Raw genomic sequence first — 12264 nt, forward strand, 5'->3', positions numbered from 1 at the left:
GTTTATAAATGACTTATTTACCCGAAAGGAAATTATAAAATATGCCCCGGCAAATAAAGGCTATCGTTATTACCGGCAATGGAACCAATTGCGAGATGGAAACGTCCCGCGCCTGCCGGCTGGCCGGCTTCGACACGGTTGAGATCGTCCATATCAGCGACCTTCTGACCGGCGCCAAACGACTCGACGATTATCATTTTCTGAATTTGCCAGGCGGCTTTCTCGACGGCGACGACCTCGGTTCCGCCAAGGCCGGCGCCAACCGGATTCTCCACGCCCGGGTATCCGGGAATGGCGAGCGGCTGTACGATCAACTCCAGCGTTTCATAGAAGCGGGAAAACTGATTCTGGGAATCTGCAACGGCTTTCAGCTCCTCGTCAAGCTGGGAGTTCTGCCCGGACTGGACGGCGACTACGAGCGGCAAACAGCAACGCTTACCCACAACGATTCCGGCCGCTTCGAGGATCGCTGGGTTTACCTGCGCGGCAATGCGGCCTCGCCTTGCATCTTTACCCGCGGCCTCTCCGGCATCTACCTGCCGGTACGGCACGGGGAAGGCAAGTTTATAACTGACAACGAAACAACCCTGAAAACAATCAAAAGGAAAAATCTGATCGCCCTGCAGTACAGCGATCAGACCTGCCGGGATGCAGCAAGGGACTATCCGGCGAATCCGAACGGCTCAATAGACGCAATTGCCGGGATATGCAATGAAACGGGCCGCATCTTCGGCCTGATGCCCCATCCCGAGGCCTATCTGCACCGGACGAACCACCCCCGCTGGACGAGGGAGGAACTCCCCGAAGAGGGCATGGGGCTTTTGCTGTTCCGTAACGCCGCCGCCTTCCTGCGCAGCGAGGAATTCTCTTAAAAATTTTTATCCACCAAGATGAGGCGAAAAAATGGCAAATGTTATAAAAGTCCTGGGGATCTATGGGAGCCCCCGCAAGGGAGGAAATACCGACGTTCTGCTTGCTGAGGCGCTTCAAGGGGCTAAAGCGGCAGGCGCAAGGGTCGATTCGCTGCGGGTCAGCGACTTTAAAATCACCCCGTGCCGGGGCTGCCACGACTGCACCCGGGAGGGAATATGCCGAATCAAAGACGACATGCAGGAGATCTATCCGCGCCTGCTTGATGCGGATATCGTCATCCTCGCATCACCGATATACTTTTACGGGGTAACCGGCTGGACCAAGGCGCTGATCGATCGCTCCCAGGCGCTCTGGGAGCGAAAATATACGCTTCACGACCCGGCGCTGGGCGATACGGCGCAAAAGAAAAAGGGGTTTTTCATCTCCGTCGGGGGAACAAAGGGGCAGAAGCTCTTCGAGGGAACCTCCTTGACGGTAAAATACTTTTTTGACGCCTTCAACGCCGCCTACACCGGCGATCTTCTCTTTCGCAAGGTTGACGCAAGCGGAGACATCCACAAGTATCCGGAAGCCTTTCCCCGGGCTTACGCCGCCGGCCAAAAGCTGGTTGCCGATTTCGCCTCGGAGAAATGATGATCAGCCAATGAAAAAATTTAACCTGAAGATCCTGCTGCTGCTTTCGTTGGGGCACCTGGTCACCGACATCTACCAGGGGGCGCTGCCGACCATACTGCCCTTCTTGAAGGAAAACCTGTCCCTTTCCTACACCATGACCGGCGTCATCCTGATGGCGGCGAATTTCACATCCTCCTTTATTCAGCCCCTCTTTGGCTATTTTTCCGATATAAAAGAAAAACCGTTTCTTCTGCCTGCCGGCTGTCTCTGCGCCGGCCTCGGATTCTCCTTGTTGTCCTTGCCGTCAATTTACTGGATAGTGTTGGTGCTGGTGGGCCTAAGCGGCCTCGGCGTCGCCTCGTTCCATCCTGAGGGGTACAAGACCGCGGCCGGTTTCACCGGGGAAAAACCGGTCATGGGCATGGCGATATTTTCGGTGGGAGGAAATCTCGGCTTTGCCCTGGGGCCGATAATTGCCGTTTTCATCATCAAATACGGCGGTTTTTCGTCATTGCCGTTCATCATCATCCCTTCTTTACTGGCTACCGGAATCATCCTGTTTTACTGGGGAGAAATCACTACCGGCCAGGCCGCCCGCAAAGCCGTAAAGGATTCCTCCTACAAGATTTCGCGCACTACTTACATCTCGGTGATTCTGCTGATCGGCATCGTCATGATGCGCTCCTGGATACAAATGGGCCTGATGACCTACATCCCCTTTTATTACATTAATTATCTCAAGGGTGATCCCCTTTACGCAAGCGCCCTGGTGTCCGTCTTTCTTCTGGGCGGGGTACTGGGAACGTTAGGCGGCGCCTCTGTCGCCGACAGAATGGGCCACAAACGCTATCTAACCTTTGCCATGTTTCTGACGGCGCTTACGCTGCCGCTGATTTTCTTTGTCCACGGCACGGCTTTATTCCTGGTTCTGGGAGTGCTGGGCATGATCGTGGTTTCCACCTTCACCGTCACCATTGTCATGGTGCAGCGCCTGCTTCCCCATAACCTCGGCATCGCCTCCGGGCTGATGGTCGGCTTCGCCATCGGGGCAGGCGGCATTTGCGTAACGCTGCTGGGGGTGCTGGCCGACCATTTCGGCGTGCCGTTCGCCCTGAAGTCGATAGCGGTTCTGCCCTTCCTTGGTCTTATCCTGAGCCTGCTTCTGCGCTACCCGGAACATAGTATGCCCGAGGAACCTTCTCCAGCCGATAATTAAGTAGCCAATATCGCTAATTCCTCAGCACCCTTTTATTGCGAGTTCCTCTTCTGCAAGCGGCAATCTTTCCCCCTGTTGAGCGCTTTGAAAGGATTTCGCCTGTCAACCATGAATAAACGCGAAAATACAAAGCCGAAAAAGCGCCGTTCTTCAAAAAACAAAACACGTGAAAACAATTTTGTGAAAAGCAGGCAAGTGGTTATTGACAGCAAGGCGCAAAAAAGGATAGTTTACCTACAATAGGGGTAGCGCGTACGGATTCTTTAAAAAAAGACTTAAGCGGGGCAAAAACCTGAACGAAAAATTCATCAAGGTGTTGGCAACCGGTTTGGGAAGCGGGTTTGCGCCTTTTATGCCGGGAACCTTCGGAACGTTTGTCGGGATTCCTCTTTATCTGGTTTTTTCGTCCCTGTCCTGGCCAATCTGGCTGGTTACGACTCTGGCCTTCTGCTTTCTTGCCTGGTATGTCGCAAACGAGGCGGAGAGGCTTTTTGGACAAAAGGACGCCCAATGCATCGTGATTGACGAAATAGCCGGCCTCCAGTGGACGCTGTTTCTCGTTGCGCCGACGTTATCCCATATAGCCATAGGCTTTGTTTTGTTCAGGATTTTTGATATAACCAAGCCGTTTCCCGCGCGGTTTTTTCAGGACAGGCTCCAAGGCGGCGGCGGGATAGTGGCGGATGACCTGGCCGCGGGGGTTTATGGAAATATCGTCCTGCAGCTTCTGATTTATTGGTTCAAATTATAGGAAAGGCAATGGATGAAGGTCGGCATACTGACAATCGGCAACGAATTGACAAGCGGCAAGATACAGGACACTAACTCCGCGATGATCGCCCGGGCGATCCAGCTCCAGGGCTGGGTACTGATGCGGATGATGTCCGTCGGAGACGACAACGACGCGATTCATGACGCGCTTTCCTACATGCTTTCCCATGTCGAGGCGCTGGTCGTAACCGGCGGCCTGGGACCGACCGCCGACGACATTACCACCGCCGCCGTCGCCAGCTCCTTCGGCCTGGAATTGCAGACCGATGAAGCCGTTCTTGCCTATGTCCGGAGCATTTTTGCCAACCGGGGGCTGCGCTGGACCGAAAACAACGCCAAACAGGCGGTCTTCCCGGCGGGAGCAAGGATCATCGCCAACCCCTCCGGAACCGCGGCCGGCTTCGCCCTTTACCGGGCAGGAAAGATCATCGCCGTTATTCCCGGCGTTCCCCGCGAAGCCCAAAAGATGCTCTTCGAGGGGGTAATCCCCCTTTTTCGGGAAACCTTTCCCGGTTCCTCACTCCATGTAAAAACAAGCATCTTCCGGCTCTCCGGGATTGCCGAATCGGCCGTTGATGAAGCGATTGTTGGCGATAATCTGGCCGAAGCAGGAATCGGCGTGGGATTCTATCCCAATTTCCCCGAAAACCAACTGGTGCTGACGGTGCGGGAAAAATCGGCGGAGGCGGCATCGGAAAAACTCGCAGCCGCCTGCAAAACGGTGGAAATGAGGCTGGGGAAATACATCTTCGCGCGGGGCGAGGAGTCGCTTGCCGGAAACATTGCGAAAATATTGACAGAAAAAAAACTTACGCTTTCCACAGCCGAATCATGCACCGGGGGACTGATCGCGAACCGGCTGACGGACATCCCCGGCAGCTCCGTGTTTTTCGAGCGCGGCGCAGTTTCCTACAGTAATGAGTCCAAAGTCGCCCTGCTGGGTGTCCCGGAGGGGGTGATCAACGCCCAAGGTGCGGTAAGCGAGGAAACGGCGCGCCTGATGGCCGAGGGAATCCGCCGGTCGGCGGGAACCGATCTGGGGCTGTCCGTGACGGGGATCGCCGGTCCCGACGGCGGTACAGTGGAAAAGCCCGTCGGCACAACCTTTATCGCCCTGGCAACCGGCGACCAGACCTTTTGCCGTCATTACGCCTTCCGCTGGGACAGAAGGCGCAACCGAACAATCGCCTCCGAATCCGCCCTGTTGATGCTCTGGCGATATCTGACGGGGGGGCTCGGCGATGCGGGATAATGGGACATTGCGCCTCTTTCTGGCAATCGTTCCGCCGGACGGGCTCAACCGGGAAATCGCGCGGCTTCAAGGACGTTTGCAAAGAATCGTCACCGGGAATATCCGGTGGGTAAAGCCGGAAGGCCTGCACCTGACGCTGAAATTTTTTGGCGATGTCTCCGCAATGGCGGTTGAGCAGATATCCACGGCAGGCAAGCAGGCGGCGGACGCGGACGCTCCCTTCACCCTTTCGCTTTGCGGACTGGGGACGTTCCCCTCGGCTAAACGTCCCCGAGTTGTCTATCTGGAAATGGAGGGTGATACAAAGCGGCTGACAGTGTTTCAAGCCAAACTCGAAAAGAAGCTTGCGGAAATGGGCTTCCCCGGGGAGGAGCGCCCGTTTTTGCCGCACCTGACCCTGGCCCGGATAAAAACCTTGGCGGAACCGGAAAGTCTTCTCAGGGAGTTATCGGCAAGCAGCGCTTACGAGGCAAGACAGTTTACCGCCTCCGAACTCTGTCTGTTTAAAAGCGACCTTGGCCCCGGCGGGGCGCTTTACACAAAACTTGCCGCCTACCCGTTCGCCGGAAGCGCGGGGGAAAGCCTTGCCATTTGAAGTTGCAATTTTAGAGTGGATTAGCGGAGCTTAATGTTCATAAATGGAGAAACAATAACCAATAGGGGAATATCATTGATAAAGGAAAAAAAGGAGGCGTCTATGGCAGCAGATACGGAACGGGCACGGGCGGTTGATCTGGCGATCTCGCAGATTGAAAAGCAGTTTGGCAAGGGAGCGATCATGCGGTTGGGGGGAAACGAGGTGATATCCGATATCCCCGCCATCCCGACGGGTTCGATCAGCCTCGATATCGCCCTGGGCACGGGCGGCGTCCCCCGGGGGCGGATCATCGAGATATTCGGCCCCGAGTCCGGCGGAAAGACAACCCTCGCGCTGCACATCATCGCCGAGGCGCAGAAACTGGGCGGGCTGGCGGCGTTCATTGACGCCGAGCACGCCCTCGACGTCGTCTATGCGCGCAAGATCGGGGTAAATACCGACGATCTGTTGATTTCGCAACCCGACACGGGGGAGCAGGCACTGGAAATTTGTGAGACCCTCGTCCGCAGCGGGGCGCTCGATATTCTGGTTGTCGATTCAGTCGCCGCGCTGGTGCCGAAGGCGGAGATCGAAGGGGAAATGGGCGACGCCCAGATGGGCCTTCAGGCGCGGCTGATGTCGCAGGCGCTCAGAAAATTGACCGGCAGCATCAGCAAGTCAAAAACAACCGTGATCTTCATCAACCAGCTCCGGATGAAGATCGGCGTCTTCTTCGGCAACCCGGAAACGACGACCGGCGGGAACGCGCTCAAATTCTACTCCACGATGCGCCTTGACATCCGCAAGGTAACCGCGCTCAAATCCGGGCAGGACGTCATCGGCTTCCGCACCCGCGTCAAGGTGGTTAAAAACAAGGTTGCCCCGCCGTTCCGGGAAACGGAATTTGACATCATTTTCGGGGAGGGAATCTCGAAAGAGGGAGACTTGATCGATCTCGCGTCCGACAAGGGAATCATCGAAAAAAGCGGCGCCTGGTACTCCTACAAGGGTGACAGACTCGGCCAGGGAAGGGATAACACCCGCACCTTCCTGAAGGAAAACACAGACATGATGAGCAAAATAGAAACCGAATTATTAGAGAAGCTCGGCATCGGACCTAAAAAAGCGGGCGTCGGGGAAAGCGCCAAATAAGAATGGACGAAGAGCGCGAGTTCGCAAAGGCCAAAGAAAAGGCCTTCCGACTATTGGGAATCCGGGCTCACAGCGAAAGGGAACTGCGCCTGAAACTGAAGTCGGGGAATTTTGCTCCGGCCGTGGTCGAGGACGTAATCGTTAGATGCCGGGAACTTGGCTATATCAGTGACGGGGAGTTCGCCCGGCAGCGGGCAAGGGCGCTGGCGACAAACCGGCTGGCCGGAAATCGCCGGATAGCCTTCGACCTGCAGGAAAAGGGTGTCGCCGCTGATCTCCGGGCAGCGGCAATCGCTGCGGTTGACGAAGAGCTGGACGAAGCAAAACGAATCAGGCGCATACTGGAGAAACGTCCCTCGGAACGAATGACCGGGAAGTCGGACGAAAAGGAAAAGGCACGATTAATCAGGAACTTGATGGGCAAGGGGTTTCCCCTGGAGCTTATCCTGCGCACAATCAACGAACAGGAGGAAGAAGCGGTTCATGACGATGACGGGCAATGAAATACGGGACAGTTATCTGCAATTCTTTAAAAGCAAGGGGCACACGATAGTCGGCAGTTCCCCGCTTGTCCCCAGGGACGATCCGACCCTCCTTTTTACAAACGCCGGGATGGTGCAGTTCAAAAACAGTTTTCTGGGGCTGGAGGAGCGGGGCTACACCCGGACGGCCACCTCGCAGAAATGCGTACGGGCGGGCGGAAAACATAACGACCTGGAAAATGTCGGCGTAACAGCCCGTCATCACACATTTTTTGAAATGCTGGGGAACTTTTCGTTCGGGGATTACTTCAAAAAAGAGGCGCTCGCCTGGGCGTGGGAATACCTGACCGAGGTGATCGGACTGGACAAGGAAAAACTTTGGGTGACGGTCTATCAGGATGACGAAGAGGCGCGGCTGATCTGGCGCGACGACCTGGGGGTCCCCGAAACGCGGATCGTCCGGATGGGGGAAAAAACCAATTTCTGGACAATGGGGGATACCGGCCCCTGCGGCCCCTGCTCCGAGATCATCTACGACCAGGGCGAAGGCGCCGGGTGCGGCCGGCCGGAGTGCGACATCTACTGCGAATGCGACCGCCACCTCGAGCTCTGGAACCTTGTTTTCACCCAGTTCGACCGCGACCAGTCCGGGGCACTCACCCCGCTGCCGCGGCCCAATATCGACACCGGCATGGGGCTCGAACGGCTCGCGGCGGTCGCCCAGGGGGTAAAAAGCAACTACGATTCCGACCTCTTTGCCGGCATCATCCGCTTCATCGCCAAAATCAGCGGCCGCACTTACGGCAGCAACGAGGAGTCCGACATCTCGCTCCGCGTCATCGCCGACCACAGCCGTGCCGTTGCCTTTTTGATCGGCGACGGGGTCATCCCCAGCAATGAGGGACGGGGCTACGTCCTGAGACGAATCCTCCGCCGGGCGGCGCGCCACGGAAAACTAATCGGCATGAACCGCCCGTTTTTACACGAGGTATGCGGGGCAGTTATTGACGAGATGCAGGGAGCCTACCCCGATTTGCTGGCCAGGGCATCGTATATCCGGAAGGTAGTTGAAAGCGAGGAGCAGCGATTCATCGAAACCCTCGATGCCGGCCTCCGCATCCTCCAGGAGGAGACAGCCGCCCTCAAAACGGCTGGCAAAGTTATAATCCCCGGCGAGGTAGTTTTCAAACTTTACGACACCTACGGTTTTCCCGTTGACCTGACAGAGGATATCGTCCGCCGCGACGGCCTTTCGCTCGACATGGAGGGTTTCGAACAGGCGATGAACCTCCAGCGAAAAAAGGCCCGCGAGTCGTGGAAGGGAAGCGGCGAAGCGGCCATTTCCGACATATATCGTCAACTTACACTGGAGGGAATCGTGTCGGAATTCTCCGGCTACGAGGGCGTGACAACGGGGCGCTCCGCAATCAGCGCCATCCTGGTCGCCGGCCAGAGGGTGGAAGAAATAGCTGAAGGAACGGAGGCGGAGCTCATTGCCGCGCAAACGCCTTTCTACGGGGAGGTCGGTGGGCAAATCGGCGACACGGGGCTCATCACGGGGGAAGGATTCGAATTTGCCGTGACCGATACAAAAAGACCGCTCGACAACCTGGTCAGCCATGTCGGCCGGGTCGTCAAGGGCAAGATAAAAATCGGGGATCAGGCCGATATGCTCGTAGATGCGGCAAAAAGAAGGGATACGGAGGCCAACCACTCCGGAACCCACCTGCTCCAGTCTGCCCTGAAAGAGGTGCTGGGGGAACACGTAAAGCAGTCCGGGTCGCTCGTCAGCCCGGAGCGGCTGCGCTTCGACTTCACCCATTTTTCGCGGATTTCCGAGGCAGAACTGGGCCGGGTGGAGGAGCGGGTAAACGCGATGATCCGGGCAAATGTCCCGGTGGAAACCCGGGTGCTGCCGCTTGCTGAAGCCATCAAGACCGGGGCGACCGCGGTCTTCGACGAAAAGTACGGCGACCGGGTCCGGGTTCTCCAGATGGGCGCCTTCAGCCGGGAGCTCTGCGGCGGCACGCATGTGGCCCGAACCGGCGATATCGGATTTTTCAAGATCATCCACGAATCGTCCGTTGCGGCCGGGGTGCGCCGGGTTGAAGCCCTGACCGGACGGGGCGCTGCGGCTTATGCCGGACGCCTCGAGGAGGAACTCCGCCGGTCGGCGGCTCTTTTGAAATGCAGCCCCTTCGAAACGGCGGAAAAGACTGAAAAACTCCTGCACATTCAGCGTGATCTGGAAAAAGAAAGGGATGCGTTGAAGGCCAAAATGGCGGCGCAGGATTCCGGAGAGCTGCTGGAAAAAGTCCGGCAGGTAAACGGGATCAACATGCTTGCGGCTGTCGTGAATGCCTCCGATGCGAAGGCGCTCCGCGATTTCGGCGACAAGCTCAGGGATCGCCTCCGCTCGGGGGTAATCCTGCTCGGCAGCCGGGTTGACGATAAGGCAATGCTGCTGTGCCTCGTCACCAAGGACCTGGTCGAACGTTGCCACGCAGGCCGGATCATCGGGCAGATCGCCCCCACCGTCGGCGGCCGGGGCGGCGGCCGTCCCGACATGGCGCAGGCCGGCGGCCCCCACCCGGAATTTCTGGAACAGGCGCTGGAAAAGCTGGCCGGACTGCTGTAACGAAGCGGACGGACTGGCTTTTAATAAACGCCCCGTTTTGTCATTTCCGTAAAAGCAGTAATCCGCAAGCTCATACAAGTTCCAAAACTCCAAATGATTGCGGTAGATGAAAATTCGGTTTTGAAGAGCAATGGAGGTAAGAGTTGATAAAATTTAAGAATCTCAGGCTGATGCAAATAGTTGCTATCGGCATCGGGATTATTTTTCTTATCGGGGCTTCAGCAATTATCCTGATGGTCCAGCGCACCATGAAAGAGGAATCCTTGCATGAAGCGGAGTCCAAGGCGCGGCTGCTGCTTGACCGCAACCTGGCCACTCATATGTATTTTTCGCAAAATTTGAAGCCCAGGCTTTTTGAATATACAGCCCCTTTTAGCTCCAAGGATTATTTTGAGCCTTCCTGGATGTCCTCAACCTATGCCAATCGGGAAATCAATAAATATTTCCAATCGCTTAATCCCTTCGGATATTACATAAAAGATGCCGCGAGCGATGCAAGAAATCCCGAAAACGAGGCCGATGCCTACGAGCTGGATTTTCTCGCAAAAATGAAAAAAGATAAAAAGCTCAATGCCCATTCAGATGTTCAGATAATTGCCGGCAAACCCTATCTTGTTGTTTTGAAAAGGGGAGAAGTCATTGAAGGCGCCTGTCTGCGCTGCCACGGCGAACCGGGGGCTGCGCCGGCCGGCATGTTGCGGCTGTACGGCGTGGATAAGGCGTTTCACCGCAAGCTTGATGATTTAGTAAGCATCATCTCCATCCGGATACCCCTCGCCGAAGCTTATAAAGGGGCATCGAATCTCTCGCTTAAATTATCTATTATGCTCGTCGCCGTTCTGGCAATTGTCCTGGCGGTTCTCTTTGTTCTGTATCGTCACTTTGTCGTCGCCCCTATCGGGGCAATCAGCGCCAAGGCGCGGGAGCTCTCCGGAATGGAAGGGCGTCTCGGGGAAACCATTCCTCAACAGGGCAGTCGGGAATTAAATGAATTATGCGCTGCGTTCAATGAGCTGTCTCAGAAATTGCGGATTGACAGGGATGGCCTCGAAAAACGCGTACAGGAGCGCACCCGCGAACTTGAAACCGCCAACGAACAGCTCGCCCGGGAGATCGTCGAACACAAACTGGCCACTGAGGCGCTAACCAAAAGCGAGGATAAATTCCGCAGGGCCTTCTATATCAGCCCCGATGCCGTGAATATTAACCGCCTCGCAGACGGCATGTACGTCTCAATCAATGCGGGATTCACCAAGATCATGGGATATACAAAAGAGGATATTATCGGCAAGACCTCCATAGAATATGATATCTGGGACAATATTGAAGACCGGCAAAGGTTGGTCGCCGGATTGAGAAAAAATGGAGAGGCAACCAATCTTGAAGCCGCTTTTCGAACGAAGGACGGTAAGCTCCGGTACGGGTTAATGTCGGCCTCTGTGCTCACTCTTGACGGGGCGCCCCATATTCTCAGCATAACCCGCGACATCACCGAGCGCAAGCAGGCGGAGGCGGAAAAGAAACTTCTGGAAGAGAAGCTGCAGCATGCCGACAAGATGGAGGCCATCGGAACGCTGGCCGGCGGCATCGCCCACGACTTCAACAACCTGCTTATGGGGATTCAGGGGTACGCTTCCCTGCTGTTGATGCACATCGATTCCTCGCATCCCCATTATGAGAAGCTCAAGCGGATTGAGGAGCAGGTGGGGCGAGGTGCGGATTTAGCCAAACAGTTGCTGGGTTTTGCCCGGGGGGGACGCTATGAGATAAAGCCTACCGATATGAACGACCTCCTCGAAAAGAGCTCCTCCCTGTTCGGCAGAACCAAGAAGGAAATCTCCATCTCCCGGAAATATGAAGAAAATCTCCTGCCGGTCGAGGTTGATCGGGGGCAGATGGAGCAGGTGTTCCTGAATCTCTATGTGAATGCCTGGCAGGCCATGCCGGGGGGCGGGGAGCTCTATATAGAGACCGGGAATGTTTTCTTTGATGATGCCCAAGCGGCGATCTCTGCGGTCACGCCGGGAAAATATGTGAAAATAACAATTGCCGATACCGGCATCGGGATGGACGAGAAAATCCGGGCGAGGATTTTCGAACCATTTTTCACAACGAAGGCCATGGGAAGGGGAACGGGGCTGGGGCTGGCGATGGTCTATGGAATCATCAAGGGTCACAAGGGCGCAATCACCGTGGACAGCAAACCCGGTCAGGGAACTACTTTCACCATCTATCTGCCCGCTTCGGAGCAGGAAGCGGCAAAGGAAAAGGCGGCAATCAAAACAATCGCCAGAGGCACGGAGACGATCCTGCTTGTGGATGATGAACAGATGATTCTGAAGGTGAACAGGGAACTGCTGGAATTCCTGGGCTACCGGGTCTATGCGGCGGGCAGCGGCCAGGAGGCGCTCGCCGTTTACATGGAAAAGCAGAAGGAGATTGATCTGGTCATTCTGGACATGATCCTGCCGGGGATCTCGGGGGGAGAAACCTTCGATCGCCTGCGGGGCTTCAATCCCGCTCTCAAGGTTCTTCTGGCCAGCGGTTACAGCATTAAAGGCGAAGCCCAAGCAATCATGGAGCGCGGCTGCAACGGTTTTATCCAGAAGCCCTTTCGTCTGGAGATCCTCTCCCGGAAGATCAGGGAAATGCTGGACTGAATCCGCAAGATTAAAAGGCAAAGCAGAA

10 protein-coding genes are annotated in these 12264 nt (G+C 56.0%); all 10 read left to right on the plus strand.

Annotation, left to right across the window (positions count from 1 at the left end; translation table 11 throughout):
- Positions 1–41: 41 nt before the first annotated feature.
- The 10 genes from K0B01_00290 (at position 42) to K0B01_00335 (ending at position 12236) form a co-directional block, all read left to right on the plus strand.
- The gene (locus K0B01_00290) at positions 42–872 is read left to right on the plus strand and encodes a phosphoribosylformylglycinamidine synthase subunit PurQ (protein MBW6484580.1); all 831 of its coding nucleotides are present in this window, start codon (positions 42–44) and stop codon (positions 870–872) included.
- A 31-nt stretch (positions 873–903) separates the two neighbouring features.
- Complete coding sequence (locus tag K0B01_00295; protein MBW6484581.1) at positions 904–1506, plus strand: flavodoxin family protein; 603 nt, start codon at positions 904–906, stop codon at positions 1504–1506.
- Between the two features lie 10 nt (positions 1507–1516).
- Positions 1517–2704, plus strand: a complete 1188-nt coding sequence (locus tag K0B01_00300; protein ID MBW6484582.1) for an MFS transporter — start codon at positions 1517–1519, stop codon at positions 2702–2704.
- A 328-nt stretch (positions 2705–3032) separates the two neighbouring features.
- A complete protein-coding gene (locus K0B01_00305) occupies positions 3033–3455 on the plus strand; it encodes a phosphatidylglycerophosphatase A (protein ID MBW6484583.1) in 423 nt (140 codons plus the stop codon).
- 12 nt (positions 3456–3467) lie between these two features.
- Positions 3468–4727 carry a CinA family nicotinamide mononucleotide deamidase-related protein gene (locus tag K0B01_00310; protein MBW6484584.1) on the plus strand — a complete coding sequence of 420 codons (1260 nt, stop codon included), beginning with the start codon at positions 3468–3470 and terminating at the stop codon, positions 4725–4727.
- The gene (gene thpR, locus K0B01_00315; GenBank protein MBW6484585.1) at positions 4717–5322 is read left to right on the plus strand and encodes an RNA 2',3'-cyclic phosphodiesterase; all 606 of its coding nucleotides are present in this window, start codon (positions 4717–4719) and stop codon (positions 5320–5322) included. Before K0B01_00310 ends, thpR begins: the two co-directional genes overlap by 11 nt.
- 102 nt (positions 5323–5424) lie before the next feature.
- The gene (recA, locus tag K0B01_00320) at positions 5425–6456 is read left to right on the plus strand and encodes a recombinase RecA (protein ID MBW6484586.1); all 1032 of its coding nucleotides are present in this window, start codon (positions 5425–5427) and stop codon (positions 6454–6456) included.
- 2 nt (positions 6457–6458) lie between these two features.
- Complete coding sequence (locus tag K0B01_00325) at positions 6459–6959, plus strand: recombination regulator RecX (GenBank protein ID MBW6484587.1); 501 nt, start codon at positions 6459–6461, stop codon at positions 6957–6959.
- Positions 6940–9576: an alanine--tRNA ligase gene (gene alaS / locus K0B01_00330; GenBank protein ID MBW6484588.1), complete on the plus strand. Its 2637-nt coding sequence runs from the start codon at positions 6940–6942 to the stop codon at positions 9574–9576. The genes K0B01_00325 and alaS overlap by 20 nt, the downstream gene beginning before the upstream one ends.
- 143 nt (positions 9577–9719) lie before the next feature.
- Positions 9720–12236 carry a DUF3365 domain-containing protein gene (locus K0B01_00335; protein ID MBW6484589.1) on the plus strand — a complete coding sequence of 839 codons (2517 nt, stop codon included), beginning with the start codon at positions 9720–9722 and terminating at the stop codon, positions 12234–12236.
- Positions 12237–12264: the final 28 nt, after the last annotated feature.

This window comes from Syntrophobacterales bacterium (assembly GCA_019429105.1).
In the GTDB taxonomy this organism is placed as follows: Bacteria; Desulfobacterota; Syntrophia; order Syntrophales; family UBA5619; genus DYTH01.